Below are 17,500 nucleotides of genomic sequence, written 5' to 3'. Positions count from 1 at the left end.
GCGATTCCCCACAGCCGTCCCGCGCAGAACCCATGCCGATCCCCCATGTCCCCACCCTTCCACGGAACCCCCGGCCCCCCGCGAGACGTTTTCCACGTACGCCCGGTACCGTCGGGCAGTCCCACCGCGTGCACGCACAGTCCAGGGAGCCCCATGACCACCGCCACCACCAGCCGTAGCGACCGGAGGATCAGCCCCGTCTTTCTCGGGATCCTGGCCGTCACGGCGGTCACGGGATGGGCCACCTGGACCGGGTTCGCCGAGCAACCGGGCGTGGCCGTGTTCCTGTTCGTGACGGCGGCCTGGATCGTCTCCCTGTGTCTGCACGAGTACGCACACGCGCGTACCGCCCTGCACAGCGGCGACATCTCGGTCGGCGCGAAGGGCTATCTCACGCTGAACCCGATGAAGTACACCCATGCGCTGCTGAGCATCGTGCTGCCGGTGCTGTTCGTGATCATGGGTGGTATCGGTCTGCCCGGCGGCGCCGTCTTCATCGAGCGCGGGCGGATCAAGGGCCGCTGGCGGCACAGTCTCATCTCGGCCGCAGGACCGCTGACGAACGTGCTGTTCGCGGCCGTGTGCACCGCCCCGTTCTGGCTGCACGCGCTGGACGGTGTGCCGCGCGACTTCCAGTTCGCGCTGGCCTTCCTCGCCCTGCTCCAGGTCACGGCCGCCATCCTGAACTTCCTGCCGGTGCCCGGCCTGGACGGCTACGGCGTCATCGAGCCCTGGCTGTCGTACAAGATCAAGCGGCAGGTGGAGCCCTTCGCGCCGTTCGGCCTGCTGTTCGTGTTCGCGCTGCTGTGGGTGCCGTCGATCAACACCGCGTTCTTCGACGTGATCGACTCGATCCTGCGCAGCCTCGGAATCAGCGACTTCGGTACGTACTGCGGTCAGGAGCTCTACCGCTTCTGGCAGGGCACGAACGAGTTCTGCTCGGTCAGCCAGTGACGGACGACCGGCGCCCGCCCCGGCCCCGCTTCCAGTAGTACCAGCACATGTTGCTGGACAGCCCCGCGAGCAGGATCCACACGATCCCCAGCCAGCTGCCCTGCGCGAAGGCGACCACGGCCGCGGCGACGGCGAGGATGAAGACGATCAAGGCATAGATGCCAAGGCGGGGCATTTCGTTCGACTCCTGTCGGCGGGCCGGGGGACACCGTTACGGCGTCCAGTGTCCCCCATCCGCTCATACGTCCGTGACGCGGAGCCCGGCGTGTGCCTTGTACCGGCGGTTGACGGAGATCAGGTTGGCGACCAGCGACTCGACCTGATGGGCGTTGCGCAGCCGGCCGGCGAAGATGCCGCGCATGCCGGGAATGCGCCCGGCCAGCGCCTGCACGATCTCGACGTCGGCCCGCTCCTCCCCCAGCACCATCACGTCGGTGTCGATCTCGGCGATCTCCGGGTCCTGGAGCAGGACCGCCGACAGGTGGTGGAAGGCGGCGGCGACCCGGGAGTCCGGCAGCAGGACGGCGGCCTGTTCGGCCGCGCTGCCCTCCTCCGGCTTGATCGCGTAGGCGCCCTTCTTGTCGAAGCCGAGCGGGTTGACGCAGTCGACGACGAGCTTGCCGGCCAGTTCCTCGCGCAGCGACTCCAGCGTCTTGCCGTGGCCGTCCCACGGTACGGCGACGATGACGACGTCGCTGCGGCGCGCGGCCTCGGCGTTGTCGGCGCCCTCGATGCCGTGCCCGAGTTCGTCCGCGGCGGCCTGGGCGCGCTCGGCGGCACGCGAGCCGATGATCACCTTCTGGCCGGCCCTGGCCAGCCGGTAGGCGAGGCCCTTGCCCTGCGGCCCGGTCCCACCGAGGACGCCGACGACGAGCCCGGAGACGTCGGGCAGGTCCCAGGGGTCCTTGGCGGGGGCCTTCGCGGGAGTCTGTGCAGCACTGTCGGTAGAGGTCATGGGCCGACTTTACGTCCGCCCCGGCCACCCCTGTCGGTCAGGTGAGCCGGGTCACGGGCAGCCGTCGCAGGACGATCCGCTCGTAGGCGCCGAAGTCGCCGGTCTCGTAGAGGATCCCGACCGTCGAGGCGTCGATGCGGACGAGGTCGGAGTAGGCGGCGGGCAGGCCGTCCATCGTGTACACCGGGCGCCAGGTCGTGCCGTTGTCGGTCGAGGCGCGGACGGTCATCAGGGCGCGGGCGTCGGGGTGGGCCGGGCCGGAGAAGAGCAGCACGTCCGGGTCGCGGAGCTGGAGCAGGCTCCCCTCGCACACCGGGCCCTCGAGGCCGGCCTGCGGCCGGAAGGGGAGAGGCAGGGTTCTGCCGCCGTCCTGGGAGTGGGCGTCGGCGCGGTTGCCGGGCGACGGGGAGTCGTTGCGGGTGTTGAAGTAGACGCTGCCGTCGGGGAGTTCGGCGGCGGTGGTCTCGTTGGCGTTGATGTAGCCGTCGGTGTTGTCGTCGACGTAGCCGATGGACCAGGTCTCACCACGGTCGTCGCTGAGCAGACAGTGGCCGCCGTAATACCGGCCCTCGGTGCCGAGGTCGGTGCCGGTGGGCGGGAGGCTGTGGTTGGCGGGGACGACGATGCGGCCGGTGCCGAGCTGGAGGGCGTGGCCGGGCCCGGTGGCGTACCAGCGCCAGCCGGCCTGCTTCACCGACTTGGTGATCTCGACGGGGCTGGACCAGGTGAGGCCGTCGTCGTCGCTGTGCTGCACCCACACCCGGCGGCCGTCGGCGTCCTTCACCTTGCCGAGCCTGATCGTCTCCTCGGAGGCGGACGGGGCGTTGCGGACGTGGACGAGGAGGATGCGGCCGGTGTCGAGGACCACGGGGGCGGGGTTGCCTGCCAGGCCGGTGCCGTTGTCCGCGGCGACCTGGAGCGGGCCCCAGGTGCGGCCGCCGTCCGTGGAGCGCTTGAGCACGATGTCGATGTGCCCGTGGTCGCTCGCCGACCTGACCCGGCCCTCGCAGAAGGCGAGAAGGGTGCCCTTGGCTGTGACGACCGCCGCCGGGATCCGGTAACTCGCGTATCCCTCGTGGCCGGCGCGGAAGGGAACGGTGGCTTCTGTCATCCGCGCACTGTCGCCAGGTCGGGCGAATTCAGGGTGAACGCCGGGTCGCGGGTGACCGACTGGTGCAGGATTCGCAGGCATGGACGCCGTACGTGTCGCGTTGCTGCGTGAAGTGCTCGCCGGGACCGAGTGGCTGGGGGCCGCGCGGCGGTTCGCGGGGGCGCTGCGCGGGTCGGTGGTGTCGCACGGCGGGGGGCTGCTGCTGGTGGGCACCGAGGAGTACGAGCCGTGGCATCTGGCGGCCCATCTGGTGGACGAGGCCGCGTGGTCGGGGACACCGGAGCTGACGCCGACACTCGTACGGCACGGGGCTCGTCCGACGGATCCGGCGCATCTGGCGGTGGGTCTCGGGCGGTTGGCGGCGGCGCGGCGGGGGGAGACGCTGCTGGTGGTGGCGCCTGCCGGGCCGGGGTGTCCGCTGCTGGAGCGGGTGCATGACGTGCGGCGGGCCGGGGCGACGGTGTTGGCGCTCGGGGCCGGGGAGGGTGAACTTGCCTCCATGGCCCACGAGTCGCTGGCTGTGCCGGAGGGGTCCGAGCTGGATCTGGACACTGTGCAGCATCTGGTGAGTGCGGCGGCCGGGGAGAACGCGTTGCCGGCGCCGCGGGGGAACCGGCGCCTGCGGGATCGCCTGTACCGAGCCTCGTCCTCAAACGCCGGACGGGCTGAAAGATCAAAATCAGCCCCTCCGGCGTTTGAGGAGCGGGGGTCCGGGGGCCGGCCCCCGGGTCGGGACGGGAAGGGGCGGCGGGGGCGAAAAACGGTTGCCCGCGGTGGTCGTGCCCGCCGACCATGACCCTTCGTGACCGACGACGACCGCGAACCCCCCTCCCGCCTGCGCGCACTCCTCCCCGACCTCACCCCCTGGCGGAACTCCGCCGACTTCCGACGGCTGTGGGTGTCAGGGACGATCTCGAACTTCGGGAGCTTTCTGACGTTCGTCGCACTGCCGGTCCAGTTGAAGGAACTCACCGGGTCGACCGCGGCGGTCGGCGCGATCGGCGCCGTGGAGCTGCTGCCACTGCTCGTGTTCGGCCTGTACGGAGGCGCCCTCGCCGACGCGATGGACAAGCGGAAGCTGATCGTGTGGACGGAGGCCGGGCAGGGCCTGCTCAGCGCGGCACTGCTGGCCAACGCCCTGCTCCCGCACCCCGCCGTCTGGCCGCTGTACGTCGTCGCCGCCCTGTCCTCAGCGCTCGTCTCGGTGCAGCGGCCGGCGATCGACTCCCTCTGGCCGCGGATCGTGGCCCACGAGCACATGCCCGCCGCGTCCGCCCTCAACTCCCTGCGCTGGACGGTCGGCGGAGTCGCGGGCCCGGCTGTGGCGGGCGTGGTGGTGGCGTACGCGGGGCTCGGCTGGGCGTACGGCGCGGACCTCGCGACCTTCGTCGTCTCCGTGCTCCTCATCGTCCGCATCGCCGCCTCCCCCGCCGCGCACGAGGCCGCGAAGCCTTCGCTGAAGGCCATCGCGGAGGGCGCCCGTTACGCCTGGAGCCGCAAGGAACTCCTCGGCACCTACGCCGTGGACCTCGCCGCGATGTTCCTGGCGATGCCGCTCGCCGTACTGCCCTTCCTCGCCGACGAGTTGGATGCGAACTGGGCGCTGGGCCTGATGTACGCGTCGGTCCCGTTCGGGTCGATGCTGGTGGGGCTGACCGGCGGCTGGACCTCGCGCGTGCACCGGCACGGGCGGATGGTGGTCCTGTCGGCCGCGCTGTGGGGCCTGGCGATCGCGGCCGTCGGCGTCGTCGGCAACGTATGGCTCGTCCTGCTGTTCCTGACCGTGGCCGGCGGCTGCGACATGGTCAGCGGGATCTTCCGCGGGGCCATGTGGAACCAGACGATCCCGGACGAGCTGCGCGGCCGGCTCGCCGGGATCGAGCTGCTGTCGTACTCGGTCGGTCCGACCGTCGGCCAGGTCCGCTCCGGCGGTTTCGCCGCCTGGTGGGGCGTGCGGGCGTCCGTCTGGTCGGGCGGGCTGCTGTGCGCGGGCGCGGTGGGACTGCTGGCACTGTGCCTGCCGAAGCTGATGACGTACGACGTGCGCACGAACGAGCACGCGGTACGGCTGCGCGACCAGCGCGCCTCGGCAGCCGTACCGGCGCAGGCCTGATCAGTCGTCGTCAGACGTCGTGGCAGGGGCGTCGTGCCACTTGGGGTCGTTCTCCCACTCGAGGTTGCGCTCGCGCGCCGTCTGCATCGCGTGCTCGGCCTCCTGACGGGAGGCGTACGGCCCGAAACGGTCCTTGGCGGGGCACTCCGGCCCCTCCTCGACCTTCTTGTGCTCCAGGCAGTAGTACCACTCGCCCGGCTTGCCGACCGTGCGCTTCTTGAACAAGGGCATGACCTGCTCCTCTCGCCACGAACATGTTCCCCCACGCCCGCTCGTTAGACTCACTGGCATGTCTGGCCAGTCGCTGCTCGTACCAGGGGAGCTGTCCCCCACCCGTTCCGTACCCGGAAACATCCGCCGTCCCGAGTACGTCGGCAAGCCCGCTCCGACGCCGTACACCGGGCCGGAGGTGCAGACGCCCGAGACGATCGAGGCGATGCGGGTCGCCGGCCGTATCGCCGCGCAGGCGATGGAGGAAGCGGCGAAGCTGATCGCGCCGGGCGTCACCACCGACGAACTGGACAAGGTCGCGCACGACTACATGTGCGACCACGGCGCCTACCCGTCGACGCTCGGCTACCGCGGCTTCCCCAAGTCCCTGTGCACCTCGGTCAACGAGGTGATCTGCCACGGCATTCCGGACTCGACGGTGCTGCGCGACGGCGACATCGTCAACCTCGACGTGACGGCGTACATCGGCGGGGTGCACGGCGACAACAACGCGACGTACCTGGTCGGGGACGTCGACGAGGAGAGCCGGCTGCTGGTCGAGCGGACCCGGGAGTCCCTCAACCGCGCGATCAAGGCGGTCAGGCCGGGCCGCCAGATCAACATCATCGGCCGGGTCATCGAGTCGTACGCGAAGAGGTTCGGCTACGGAGTGGTCCGCGACTTCACCGGCCACGGCATCAACTCGTCCTTCCACTCGGGCCTGATCATCCCGCACTACGACAGCCCGCACGCCACGACGGTCATCCAGCCCGGGATGACGTTCACGATCGAGCCGATGCTGACGCTCGGGACGCACGAGTACGACATGTGGGACGACGGCTGGACGGTCGTCACGAAGGACCGGAAGCGGACGGCTCAATTCGAGCACACGCTGGTGGTGACGGAGTCGGGGGCGGAGATCCTCACCCTGCCGTAGCGATCTTCGAAGACCCGCCCTGCTGCCGGGGCGGGTCTTTTCTCGTACACTTTTACCGACAGCGTGTCGGCAACCTTGGAGGACGGGAAGCTCATGGACTCCTTCTCGACCGTCATCCGCACCGCGTCCCACGAGCAGCACACGGAGGCGGAGACCTCGTCGTTCATGAGTGACCTGCTGGGCGGCCGGCTGGGCGTGGAGGCGTACGCGCGCTACACCGAGCAGCTGTGGTTCGTCTACGAGGCCCTGGAGACCGGAGCCGACCGGCTGACGTCCGACCCGGTGGCCGGGCCCTTCATCCGCCCCGAGCTGTTCCGGCTGGCGGCGCTGGAGCGGGACCTGGCACATCTGCGGGGCGCCGGGTGGCGCGCGGCCCTGTCCGCCTTGCCGGCAACGGAGGCGTACGCGGCTCGGGTACGCCAGTGCGCCGAGCAGTGGCCCGGCGGCTACATCGCCCACCACTACACCCGCTACCTGGGAGACCTCTCAGGCGGACAGATCATCCGGGACAAGGCGGAGAAGACGTGGGGGTTCGCACGGAAGGGCGACGGCGTGCGGTTCTACGTGTTCGAGGGGATCGGCAACCCGGCTGCGTTCAAGAGGGGTTACCGGGAACTGCTGGACGGAATCCGGGCGGACGACCTGGAGAGGCAGCGGATCGTCGCAGAGTGCAAGCGGGCGTTCGCGTCGAACACGGCGGTGTTCCGGGCACTGGGCAGGGAATTCCCGCTGAGCGCCTGAAGCGCCCGGCACTGACAGCTCAGCGCTCCGGCTGACGTTCCAGATACACCCGCCCCCCGATCTCGACCCACCCGTACGGCTGCGGCGCCGTAAGGATCTGCGACCCCGCACCCTGCGTGATGTTGAGCGCCCGGCCCAGCCGGTCCGTGAGCAACAGCGCCGCCGCCCCCGTGGCCTCGTCCTCGTCGATCCCGTCGTCGCGGCCGGGGAAAGCGCGGGCGCGGACACGGCCCGCGGGCTCGTCCTCCCAGGCCCAGGCGTAGATCCACTCCCCCTTCGGCGGGACGGGCAGATCGTCGACCTCGGCGGCCGTGGCGTACTGGCGCAATGTGCGCGGCGGGGCCCATTCCGCCCGGGCCTCGATCCAGCAGAACTCGCCGTCCTGACGGGCCCCCACCGCACCGGCCTGCGTGACCAGTTCGGGCACGTCGAGGAGCCAGGCCGTGCCGACGCAGGGGTGGCCGGCGAAGGGCAGGCGCAGGGTAGGGGTGTAGATGTCGATGACTCCGCGCTCGGGGTCGTCGACGAACACGGTCTCGCTGAACCCGAGCTTCGCGGCGAACGCCTGTCGCTCCGTCCGGTCGGGCATGACGGATCCCTCGCGGACGACGCCGAGTTCGTTGCCGTAGCCGCCGTTCGGGGCGCAGAAGACGCGGAGCACGTCGTAGTCAGTCACGGGGGAATTGAAACACTGAGGGTGTCAAGGGGTTGCGCTCGCGGTCGCGTTGCACGATCCGGGGCTCGGCTCCGCCTGCGCGCGCCGGGGAGCGACTCCGTGCACCGATCGTGCCGCGGCCGACGGCAGACCGGCCGAGGAGCTGCGCCGAGCAGGCACCGAAGCGAATTCCTTGAAGTTGCCTTGACCATCCCTTGGGGTGCGTATTGAGCCACCGTGATCGCGCCGTGCTCATACAGCGTCCATGAGAGCTGAATCACCGCATGGCCGGGTATCACGCAGGCAAGCCTTAGATAAGTTAGGCGAGCCTCACCATCCCTAGTGAGACTCGACACGCGATTTTTCGCCAGCCTCAGGAGCCTGCATGCGAGCCGCCAGACTCTCCGTCGTCACCGCCGTCGCCACCGCGGCGGCACTGACCGCCGTCACGGGGTGCACGGAGAAGAGCAAGGCCGACGGCGACGCCGCGGTCCAGGTGACCGCCGCCGACTCCAAGTGCGACACCTCCACCAAGTCGGTGCCGGCCGGACAGGTCACCCTGAAGATCGAGAACAAGGGCTCCAAGGCGACCGAGGTCGAGATTCTCTTCCCGGACGACCGGATCGTCTCCGAGAAGGAGAACATCGGGTCCGGTACGAAGTACACGCTGACCGCCGAGGTGAAGGCGGGCGAGTACGAGATCGCCTGCCGTCCCGGAATGAAGGGCCACGGCGTCCGGCAGAAGCTGACCGTCACCGGGTCCGGCGCCGCCGCGAAGCGGAACCCCAAGCTGGACAAGGCCGTTGCCGACTACCGCGAGTACGCGCAGGAGCAGGCCGACGCGACGCTCCCGAAGGTGGAGGTCTTCGCCAAGGCCATCAAGGCCGGCGACCTCAAGGCCGCCCAGGACGCCTTCGCCCCCTCCCGTGTCGGCTGGGAGCGCACCGAGCCGATCGCCGAGTCCTTCGGCGACATCGACCCGAAGACCGACACCCGCGCCGACGGCCTGGAGAAGGGCCAGAAGTGGACCGGCTGGCACGCGCTGGAGAAGGCGCTGTGGCAGGACAAGAAGATCGGCGCCGAGCAGAAGACCCTCGCCGACCAGCTGGTCACCGATCTGAAGGACTGGCAGGGGCGGGTCGGCAAGGCCGTGATCACCCCGACCTCCATGGCCAACGGCGCCAAGGAGCTGCTCGACGAGGTCGCCACCGGCAAGGTCACCGGCGAGGAGGACCGCTACTCGCACACCGACCTCAGCGACTTCAAGGCCAACGTCGAGGGCGCACAGCAGGCGTACGAGCTGCTCAAGCCGGTCGCCCAGGCCAACGACAAGGCACTGACCGCCGAGCTCGACAAGCAGTTCGCCGCGCTGAACACGCTGCTCGACAAGTACCGCACGGACAGTCCGCAGGAGAAGGCTCAGAACGGCTTCGTGTCGTACGACAAGGTCACCGGGGACCAGCGCAAGGAGCTCTCGGACGCGGTGAACGCGCTCGCGGAGCCGCTGTCCAAGCTCGCCGCCGCCGTCGTGAAGTAGGGGACGGACAACACCATGACGGACACCCAGGAAACCGCCACCACCGAGGCCGGCACCTCCCAGGCCCCCTCCCGGCGTTCGCTGATCGGCTGGGGCGGCGCCGGGCTCGCGCTCGGTGCCGCCGCGGCCGGCGGTGCGGTCGCGATGACCCGCGTCGGCAACGACGTGGACCCGGCCGGCGCCGACATGGGCGCCGCGGTCGCCTTCCACGGCGCCAACCAGGCCGGCATCGCCACGCCCGTGCAGGACAGGCTGCACTTCGCCGCGTTCGACGTGCAGACGGACGACCGCGCCGAGTTCGTGCAGATGCTGAAGGACTGGACGGCGGCCGCGCGCCGGATGACCGGCGGGAAGGCGGTCGGGGAGGGCGCGTACGGCGGTCTCGCCGAGGCGCCGCCGGACGACACCGGTGAGGCGCTGGGCCTCAAGCCCTCGCGGCTGACGCTGACGATCGGCTTCGGACCGTCGCTGTTCGACAAGTTCGGGCTGAAGGACCACCGGCCCGAGGCGCTGGTGGACCTGCCGCAGTTCCCGAACGAGAACCTCGACAAGACGCGCACCGGCGGCGACCTGTGCATCCAGGCCTGCGCGGACGACCCGCAGGTCGCCGTGCACGCGATCCGCAACCTGGCCCGCATCGGCTTCGGCAAGGTCAACGTCCGCTGGTCTCAGCTCGGCTTCGGCAAGACCTCGTCGACGACCCCGGACGCGCAGACCCCGCGCAACCTGATGGGCTTCAAGGACGGCACCCGCAACATCGCGGGCACCGAGACGGACCGGCTGAAGAAGTTCGTGTGGGTCGGCGAGCAGGACGGTCCCGACTGGATGACCGGCGGGTCGTATCTCGTCGCGCGGCGCATCCGGATGCACATCGAGACCTGGGACCGCACCTCGCTGCAGGAGCAGGAGGACGTCTTCGGCCGGGACAAGGGCGAGGGCGCTCCGGTCGGCAAGGCCAAGGAGCACGACAAGCCGTTCCTGAAGGCCATGAAGCCCGACGCGCACGTCCGGCTCGCGCACCCCGACTCCAACAACGGGATCACGATCCTGCGCCGCGGCTACTCCTTCACCGACGGCACCGACGGCCTCGGCCGGCTGGACGCGGGCCTGTTCTTCCTCGCCTACCAGCGGGACGTGCGCAAGGGGTTCATCCCGCTGCAGCGCAACCTGTCGGCGAAGGACGCCCTCAACGAGTACATCCAGCACGTGGGTTCGGCGGTGTTCGCCGTTCCGCCCGGTGTCCGTGACAAGGACGACTGGTGGGGCAGCACGCTGTTCTCCAAGGAGGCGTGAGCCGTGTTCTCCAACTATCTGATCGGTCTGCGCGAGGGTCTCGAAGCCAGCCTGGTCGTCTGCATCCTGATCGCCTACCTGGTCAAGACAGGCCGCCGGGACGCCATCCGGCCCATCTGGATCGGCATCGCCATCGCCGTGCTGATCGCGATGGGATTCGGCTGCATCCTCGAATTCGGCTCCCAGGAGCTGACGTTCGAGGCGCAGGAGGCCCTCGGCGGCTCGCTCTCCGTCGTCGCCGTCGGACTGGTGACCTGGATGGTCTTCTGGATGCGGCGCACCGCCCGGCATCTGAAGTCGGAGCTGCACGGCAAGCTGGACGCGGCCCTCGCCATGGGCACGGGCGCCCTGGTCGCCACCGCGTTCCTCGCCGTCGGCCGTGAGGGCCTGGAAACCGCCCTGTTCGTGTGGGCCTCGGTGCACGCGGCCAGCGACGGCACCCCGCGCCCCCTGGTCGGCGTGGCCCTGGGCCTGGCGACGGCGGTCTTTCTGGGCTGGCTGTTCTACCGCGGCGCCCTGAAGATCAACCTGGCGAAGTTCTTCACCTGGACCGGCGGCATGCTGGTCGTCGTGGCCGCGGGCGTGCTGGCGTACGGCTTCCACGACCTGCAGGAGGCCGACTGGATCCCCGGCCTGACGCATCTGGCCTTCGACATCAGCGACACCATTCCGCCGGACAGCTGGTACGGCACCCTCCTCAAGGGTGTCTTCAACTTCCAGCCGGACCCGACCGTCCTTCAGGTCACGGTGTGGCTGCTGTACCTGATCCCGACACTCGCGCTGTTCTTCGCCCCGGTAGGGTTCGCCTCCGGGAAGGGGAAGGTGAAGACACCTGATGAGCAGGGATCGCGGCCCTCGAAGGCTCCGCAGGCTTGAGCGAAGCGCGCTGATTGCGGCCTCGTTGACCGCTTTGTCGTTGACAGCGAGCGGTTGTGTGGTGGTGCACGGGGAGCGTGAGGTGCTCCCCTCCTCCACCCGCGCCGAGGCGGCCAAGGCGCTCGAGCAGTTCACGTCCGCGTACAACAAGGCGGACAAGGCGTACGACAGTTCGCTCGACGCCGACCATGTCACGGGCGCCCTCGGCGACATCGACGCGGCCCGCCTGAAGGCCGGTCACACACTCAGCCCGTCCGGCAATCCGGCGCACACGCCGCTGAAGCTGACCGACGTGACGTACACGATCCCCAAGAAGGCGGGCTGGCCCCGCTGGTTCGTCGCGGAGGCCCAGGGCAACAAGGGCGGCAACCTGCACTGGCTGCTGGTGTTCCACCGCGACGGTCTGGGCCGGCCGTGGAAGGTGACGTATCTGACGCTCATCCGCCCGGGCACGCTGCCCAAGGTGAAGAAGGACGCGGCCGGCTGGGCCGAGGCCGTACCGGTGAACTCCACCGAATTCGCCGTCCCGCCGGGCGACTTGAGCAAGGACTACGCGAGCTACCTGAAGAAGGGCGGGAAGACCTTCGCCCCGGGTCTGCACACCGACCAGTGGCGCGCGCTGCGCAAGAAGGTGGCCAAGAAGCCGGGCCTGGTCACGCAGTTCATCGACGAGCCGCTGATCAGCGGGAGCTACGCCCCGCTGGCGCTGCGCACGGCGGACGGCGGTGCGCTGGTGTTCTTCACCAACCGCCGCTACGCGAAGCAGACCGCCTTCGAGGGCACCTCGATCCCCACACAGACCGCGCGCGTGAAGGCACTGACCACCGGCGAGATCAAGCAGTCGCTGACGCTGGAGTTCATGTCCAACGGGGTGGCCCTGGACCCGAAGCGGGGCTCGGGCAGCGGTCAGGTGTCGGTCCTGTCCCGACTGGAGGGACTGACGTCCGCGCAGGGGTCCTAGACGTGCCTCGTGGCTAGTTGCGGTGGGGCCAGGCCGCGGCGTTCGCGTGGTCGGGCTCCTCGCCGGCGTAGCGGGCGCAGGTGTCCGTGAGGATCTCCAGAAGGCTGAGCGGGTCCGGCAGCGGGTGCTCCGGGCCGCGTACCCAGTGCACGCTCTGGTCGCCGGGCAGCCGGGCGGGTGGTACGAGGACGTAGGAACCTCGGCAGTGCCAGCGCAGTCCGGGGTGCTCGTCCGCCGTCTCGGGGTGGCAGTCCAGCTCGCACGGCCACCACTCGTCCTCGTCCTCGGGGGTGCCGCGGGTGAGGGTGAAGAAGAGCAGGCGGCCGTCGTCGCTCTCGGCGACCGGGCCGACTTCGATGCCTGCGCCGAGCAGCCGCTCCAGCGCTTCCCGGCCCGCCTCCAGGGGAAGGTCGAGGACGTCGTGCACCATGCCGGTCGCGGTGATGAAGTTGGCCTGCGGCTGGTGGCGGGCCCAGCGCTCGATCTGGGCGTGGTCGGTGGTGGACTGCGTCTGCCAGGCGAACGACACCGGGTGCCGGGCCGGGGTGGGACAGCCCACGCGGTCGCAGGAACAGCGGTAGCCGGGGGCGGGATGCGCGGCGGGGGCGAGCGGCAGACCCGCTCCGGCGGCGGCGAGCAGCAGAGCCTCACGGCCGGCGTCGTCGGCGCCGGTCTCCTTCGGGCGGCGGCCACGCAGCCACTGGGAGAGTTTGCCCTGCCGGCCGTTCCGGCCGCCCAACTCCGCGCTCATCTATCACCCTCGCCTCGCTGTCGTGCGCAACAGCATGCCCTATGGTCCCACCGTCCCGTGCTCCGGGGTGCCAGAAGGGACATCCCGGGTACGAGGGGCAAGACCGTGCAGTGCGTACTCGACGAGGGTGTCCGTGTAGTCGTACGAGATCGGGCCCGTGTGCTGCAGCCAGCGCTGGGCGAGGGGTGAGACGAACAGTTCCAGGGCGATGCGCGGGTCGATCTCGGGGCGGACCTGACCGGCTTCCTGCGCGGAGCGCAGCCGGTCGACGTACAGCTGGAGCGAGGGTTCGAGGAGCTTGGCCACGGACTCCCGGCCGAGCTGCTCGTTGACCAGCCCCTCGGCGGCCAACGCCCGGGAGGGCACCTCGAACCGGGGGTCCTTCAGCTGGTCGACGGTGATCCGCAGCACGGCCTTGAGGTCGGCGGCGAGGTCGCCGGTGTCCGGGATGACGTACGACTCCTGGCCCGCCTCCCGCGCCGCCTGCGCACTGAGGTCGAGGAACGCCTCCAGCAGGACGTCCGCCTTCGACCCCCACCACCGGTAGATCGTCTGCTTGCCGACGCCGGCCCGGGCCGCGATGCCCTCGATGGTCGTCCTCGGGTAGCCGACCTCGCCGACCAGGGCGAGGGCGGCGTCGTAGATCGCGCGACGGGACCTCTCGCTGCGGCGGGTGGAGTCGGGCGCGGGCTTCTTGACCATGGACCGACGGTACCGGCTCGCGGTTCTACGGCTGAGAGGTGTGCGGCGGCGGCCAGGGGTCGCCCCAGTCCGCGTCCCTGGCCGCCTTGTAGAGGTCGCCGTGGCGTTTGGTGACCGTGGTGCGGCTGAGGGACGGTTCGGTCTGGCACAGGTCCAGGAGTACCTGGCCCTTGCGGATCTGGGGCTTGCGTACGACACGGTTGGGCGCCGGGGCGACCGGGAAGCGGGCGGCGGCGACGTAGCTGAACTTCTCGTCCTCGTACGGCAGGGAGCCGCCCTTGACCTGGCGGTGCAGGGAGGAACGGCTGACCCGGGCCGAGAAGTGGCACCAGTCCTCACCGGGGACGATCGGGCAGCCGGCGCTGTGCGGGCAGGGCGCGGCGATGTGGAACCCGGCGGCGATCAGGCGGTCGCGGGCCTCGATGACACGGGTGTACCCGGCGGGGGTGCCGGCCTCGACGATCACGACGGCCTGTGCGGCGGCCGCGGCGGCGTCGACGAGGGCGGTGCGGTCGGGTGCGGTGAGCTCGTTGAGGACGTAGGAGACGGTGAGGAGGTCCGTGTCGTCGAGGGTGAGGGCGGCGCCGATGCGGGCGCGTCGCCAACTGGCCTGCTGCAGGGCCGGGTTGGCGGTGGCGAGTTCCTTGCCGAGGGCCAGGGCGGGTTCGGCCCAGTCGAGGACGGTGACGGGGCGGGTGCCGTCCCAGGTGGCGGTGACGGCCCAGGTGGCGGCGCCGGTGCCGCCGCCGAGGTCGGTGTGACTGCCGGGCGTCCAGCCGGGCACGGCGTCGGCGAACGCCTCCAGCGCGGAGTGCACCGCCTCGAAGGTGGCCGGCATGCGGTAGGCGGCGTAGGCGGCCACGTCTGCGCGGTCGCGGAGGATGGGGGCGTCGGTCGGGGTGGCCCCGCGGTAGTTCGCGATGAGGCGGTCTACGGCCTGGGCGGCCTGCTTGGGCGGGAGCCCGTCGAGGAGGCCGGCGAGACTGCGGCGCAGGGCTTCGGCCGGGGTTGCGGGGTCGTTCACCCGCCGATTCTATTTCGCCCCCGCCGCCCCTTCCCGTCCCGTACCGGGGGCCAGCCCCCGGACCCCCGCTCCTCAAACGCCGGAGGGGCTGATTCTCAACCCGTCCGGCGTTTGAGGACGAGGCCGTTCAGGCCGAAAGCGGGGGTCTGGGGGCGCAGCCCCCAGGGGACGGGAATGGGCAGGGGCGGCGGGGGCGGAAGATCAAGCCCCGGACGGGCTGCGGTACACCGCCCTCGCCAGGCGGGTCGCCGCCGCGGCCCTGGGGCGGCTGTCGGGGCCCCGCCGCCGCGGATGCACCGTATTCGCCAGCAACACCAGGAACGTGTCCGTCGCCGGATCGAGCACCAGCGACGTCCCCGTGAACCCCGTATGCCCAGCCGCCCCCCGCCCCGCCAGCTCCCCCATGAACCACGCCTGGTCCACGGCGAACCCCAGCCCCGGCGGGGCCAGCAGCAGCTCGACGAAGTCCGCACCCAGGATGCGGGCGGGACCGTAGGAACCCCCGGCGAGAAGGGTCCGGCAGAAGACCGCCAGGTCACGGCCCGTCGAGAACAGCCCCGCATGGCCCGCGATCCCACCGAGCGCCCACGCGTTCTCGTCGTGCACAACCCCCCGCAGCATCCCCCGCTCCACCTTCCCCCACGGCCGCCGCTGGTCCTCCGTCGCCGCCGCCCCGGGACAGGGCCCGAAGTCAGTCGACAGCATGCCCAGCGGGCGGGTGATCCCCTCGTGGATCAGGACGTCCAGGGTGCGGCCGGTGATCCGTTCCAGAACGAACTGCAGAAGCAGGAAGTTGAGGTCGGAGTACGTGTACGTGCCGGGCACCCCGATCGGCACCTCCGCCCGCAGCCTCTCCAGCCGCTCCGCGTCGTCGGCGCAGTCGTACAGCGGAAGTTCGGGCCGCAGCCCGGAGGTGTGGGTGAGCAGCTCCCGCACGGTGATCCCGTGCCGCACGGCCGCACGGAACTCGGGCAGGTACGCACCGACCCGCGCGTCGATGCCGAGCGTGCCACGCTCGATCTGCTGCACGACGGCGACCGCGGTGAACAGCTTGGTGAGGGAGGCCAGGTCGACGGGTGTGTCGACGGTCATCGGGACCCGGGCCGCGGGCGGAAGTTCGACGCCGCGGTCCGCGTCGGGGTCGTAGGCCGAGTATCTGACGGCCCAGCCCGCCGCCTCCTCGACGGCGATCACCGGGCCGCGCCCGGCGACGACGACGGCGCCCGCGGCCCAGGGCCGGTCCCCGGTGGTGAGGTCGTGGACCTCCTGGGCGAGGTGGCGGAGTTCGCCGGGGTCGAGTCCGGCCCGTTCGGGACTGTCCCTGCGCAGTCTCGGTGCGCTCAGCTCCCCGCTCCTTCCACGCTCGTACGCCCGCTGCGGGCTCGGCACATTCCCACGAAGCAGCCCAGTGCCACCAGCGCCGCGGCCAGTTGGACGACGGCCATCGGGACGGCGGTGTGCTCTCCGGCGATCCCGACGAGCGGGGAGGCGACTGCCCCGATGAGGAACGAGGACGTGCCGAGCAGCGCGGACGCCGATCCGGCCGAGTGCTTGGTGCGCATCAGGGCGAGGGCCTGGGCGTTGGGCAGGGTCACCCCCATCGCGGACATCAGGACGAAGAGGGCCGCGGCGACCGGCGCCAGGCCGACCTTGCCGAAGACTCCGGTGGACATGAGCAGGAGGGCGGTCGCGGCGGCGATGACGACGAGCAGCCCCACGCCCAGCGCCCGGTCCAGCCGAACCCTTCCGACCAGCAGCTTTCCGTTGATCTGGCCCACGGCCACCAGCCCCACCGAGTTCAGGCCGAACAGCAGGCTGAAGGTCTGCGGGGAAGCGCCGTAGATCTCCTGGATCACGTAGGGCGAGGCCGATATGTAGGCGAAGAGTGCGGCGAACGCGAACCCGCCCGCGAGCATGAACCCGGTGAAGGGCAGGTCGGCGAGGAGGCGGCGCATCGAGTGCAGGGCCTCGCCGACTCCCCCGCCGTGCCGCTCGGCACCGGGGAGGGTCTCGGGGAGCTTCGCCCATACGGCTGCGGTCAGCACCGTGCCCACGACCGTGAGCACCACGAACACCCCCCGCCAGTCCGTCACCCGCAGGATCTGCCCGCCGATCAGTGGCGCGACGATCGGGGCGACCCCGCCGATCAGCATGAGGGTCGAGAAGAAGCGGGCCATCGCCACGCCGTCGTACAGGTCACGGACCACGGCGCGCGCGATGACGATCCCCGCCGCGCCCGCCAGCCCCTGGGCAAGCCGGAACGCGACCAGCAACTCGACGGTCGGCGCGAACGCGCACAGGACGGTCGAGACGACGTAGGCGACGAGGCCGATCAGCAGGGGGCGCCGGCGGCCCCACCGGTCGCTCATCGGGCCGGCCACCAGCTGTCCGAGTGCCATGCCGAGCAGGCAGGCGGTGAGCGTGAGCTGGACCGTGGCCGCGGGTGCGTGCAGGGAGTTCGTGACCTCCGGGAGCGAGGGGAGGTACATGTCCATCGCCAGCGGGGGCGTCGCGGTGAGTCCGCCGAGGATCAGGGTGACGAGCAGGCCGGTACGGGGAACGGTACGGGCGGCGGCCGGTTCCGTTTCCGGTCCGGCCGCCTGCTCCATGTGCGGTGTCGACATGTTCGGTGTCGGCGCCCCCTGCTCGGGCATGTGCCCCTCCCTCTCCGAGTGCTACG

18 protein-coding genes and 1 pseudogene are annotated in these 17,500 nt (G+C 70.7%); 9 read left to right on the top strand and 10 right to left on the bottom strand.

The features are described 5' to 3' along the window. Positions 1-153: 153 nt before the first annotated feature. Positions 154-954 (top strand): site-2 protease family protein, encoded by an 801-nt coding sequence (locus IH68_RS0111080; protein ID WP_030932311.1) that lies wholly within the window; start codon positions 154-156, stop codon positions 952-954. On the opposite strand, the gene IH68_RS0111075 is transcribed toward IH68_RS0111080, so the two are convergent. The 3 genes from IH68_RS0111075 to IH68_RS0111065 form a co-directional block, all read right to left on the bottom strand. Then, positions 944-1,129: a hypothetical protein gene (locus IH68_RS0111075; RefSeq protein ID WP_030932308.1), complete on the bottom strand. Its 186-nt coding sequence runs from the start codon at positions 1,127-1,129 to the stop codon at positions 944-946. The two genes, IH68_RS0111080 and IH68_RS0111075, sit on opposite strands and share 11 nt — an antisense overlap. A gap of 63 nt (positions 1,130-1,192) precedes the next feature. Continuing rightward, the gene (npdG, locus tag IH68_RS0111070) at positions 1,193-1,909 is read right to left on the bottom strand and encodes an NADPH-dependent F420 reductase (RefSeq protein WP_030932305.1); all 717 of its coding nucleotides are present in this window, start codon (positions 1,907-1,909) and stop codon (positions 1,193-1,195) included. 37 nt (positions 1,910-1,946) lie between these two features. After that, the gene (locus tag IH68_RS0111065) at positions 1,947-3,020 is read right to left on the bottom strand and encodes a sialidase family protein (RefSeq protein ID WP_030932300.1); all 1,074 of its coding nucleotides are present in this window, start codon (positions 3,018-3,020) and stop codon (positions 1,947-1,949) included. Between the two features lie 79 nt (positions 3,021-3,099). On the opposite strand from IH68_RS0111065, the pseudogene IH68_RS0111060 reads away from it, so the two are divergent. Continuing rightward, a pseudogene (locus tag IH68_RS0111060) lies at positions 3,100-3,660 on the top strand (hypothetical protein); the annotation flags it as partial. A 162-nt stretch (positions 3,661-3,822) separates the two neighbouring features. Then, complete coding sequence (locus tag IH68_RS0111055) at positions 3,823-5,133, top strand: MFS transporter (protein ID WP_030932294.1); 1,311 nt, start codon at positions 3,823-3,825, stop codon at positions 5,131-5,133. Here IH68_RS0111055 and IH68_RS0111050 read toward each other — a convergent pair whose 3' ends face one another. Beyond that, positions 5,134-5,364: a hypothetical protein gene (locus IH68_RS0111050; protein ID WP_030932292.1), complete on the bottom strand. Its 231-nt coding sequence runs from the start codon at positions 5,362-5,364 to the stop codon at positions 5,134-5,136. Positions 5,365-5,422: 58 nt separating this feature from the next. Here IH68_RS0111050 and map point away from each other — a divergent pair, with 58 nt between their 5' ends. Then, positions 5,423-6,280 carry a type I methionyl aminopeptidase gene (map, locus tag IH68_RS0111045; protein ID WP_030932289.1) on the top strand — a complete coding sequence of 286 codons (858 nt, stop codon included), beginning with the start codon at positions 5,423-5,425 and terminating at the stop codon, positions 6,278-6,280. Between the two features lie 93 nt (positions 6,281-6,373). After that, positions 6,374-7,021, top strand: a complete 648-nt coding sequence (locus tag IH68_RS0111040) for a heme oxygenase (biliverdin-producing) (RefSeq protein ID WP_030932286.1) — start codon at positions 6,374-6,376, stop codon at positions 7,019-7,021. A 19-nt stretch (positions 7,022-7,040) separates the two neighbouring features. Here IH68_RS0111040 and IH68_RS0111035 read toward each other — a convergent pair whose 3' ends face one another. Beyond that, positions 7,041-7,697: a PhzF family phenazine biosynthesis protein gene (locus IH68_RS0111035; RefSeq protein WP_030932283.1), complete on the bottom strand. Its 657-nt coding sequence runs from the start codon at positions 7,695-7,697 to the stop codon at positions 7,041-7,043. Between the two features lie 364 nt (positions 7,698-8,061). Here IH68_RS0111035 and efeO point away from each other — a divergent pair, with 364 nt between their 5' ends. Genes efeO through IH68_RS0111015 form a run of 4 tightly spaced genes read left to right on the top strand, consistent with a single transcriptional unit; the run spans position 8,062 to position 12,343 of the window. Continuing rightward, on the top strand, positions 8,062-9,213 hold the full coding sequence (gene efeO, locus IH68_RS0111030) for an iron uptake system protein EfeO (protein WP_030932280.1): 1,152 nt from the start codon (positions 8,062-8,064) through the stop codon (positions 9,211-9,213). A gap of 15 nt (positions 9,214-9,228) precedes the next feature. After that, entirely contained in the window at positions 9,229-10,506 is a 1,278-nt protein-coding gene (efeB, locus tag IH68_RS0111025) for an iron uptake transporter deferrochelatase/peroxidase subunit (RefSeq protein ID WP_030932277.1), read from the top strand. Between the two features lie 3 nt (positions 10,507-10,509). Then, on the top strand, positions 10,510-11,382 hold the full coding sequence (gene efeU / locus IH68_RS0111020) for an iron uptake transporter permease EfeU (RefSeq protein WP_030932274.1): 873 nt from the start codon (positions 10,510-10,512) through the stop codon (positions 11,380-11,382). After that, positions 11,342-12,343: a hypothetical protein gene (locus IH68_RS0111015; protein WP_078912410.1), complete on the top strand. Its 1,002-nt coding sequence runs from the start codon at positions 11,342-11,344 to the stop codon at positions 12,341-12,343. The genes efeU and IH68_RS0111015 overlap by 41 nt, the downstream gene beginning before the upstream one ends. A gap of 13 nt (positions 12,344-12,356) precedes the next feature. On the opposite strand, the gene IH68_RS0111010 is transcribed toward IH68_RS0111015, so the two are convergent. From IH68_RS0111010 to IH68_RS0110990, 5 genes are all read right to left on the bottom strand, one after another. Next, complete coding sequence (locus IH68_RS0111010) at positions 12,357-13,094, bottom strand: bifunctional DNA primase/polymerase (RefSeq protein WP_030932268.1); 738 nt, start codon at positions 13,092-13,094, stop codon at positions 12,357-12,359. 39 nt (positions 13,095-13,133) lie between these two features. Continuing rightward, a complete protein-coding gene (locus IH68_RS0111005; protein WP_030932265.1) occupies positions 13,134-13,796 on the bottom strand; it encodes a TetR/AcrR family transcriptional regulator in 663 nt (220 codons plus the stop codon). Positions 13,797-13,821: 25 nt separating this feature from the next. After that, entirely contained in the window at positions 13,822-14,820 is a 999-nt protein-coding gene (locus IH68_RS0111000; protein ID WP_030932262.1) for a small ribosomal subunit Rsm22 family protein, read from the bottom strand. 201 nt (positions 14,821-15,021) lie between these two features. Then, complete coding sequence (locus IH68_RS0110995) at positions 15,022-16,209, bottom strand: serine hydrolase domain-containing protein (protein WP_037884727.1); 1,188 nt, start codon at positions 16,207-16,209, stop codon at positions 15,022-15,024. After that, a complete protein-coding gene (locus IH68_RS0110990) occupies positions 16,161-17,474 on the bottom strand; it encodes a multidrug effflux MFS transporter (RefSeq protein ID WP_030932259.1) in 1,314 nt (437 codons plus the stop codon). The genes IH68_RS0110995 and IH68_RS0110990 overlap by 49 nt, the downstream gene beginning before the upstream one ends. Positions 17,475-17,500 lie beyond the last annotated feature (26 nt).

It is taken from the genome of Streptomyces sp. NRRL S-646, from assembly GCF_000720765.1.
Classification (GTDB): domain Bacteria; phylum Actinomycetota; class Actinomycetes; order Streptomycetales; family Streptomycetaceae; genus Streptomyces.
The sequence above is the reverse complement of the archived record's forward strand: the minus strand, read 5'-3'. Positions and strand labels throughout refer to the sequence as shown.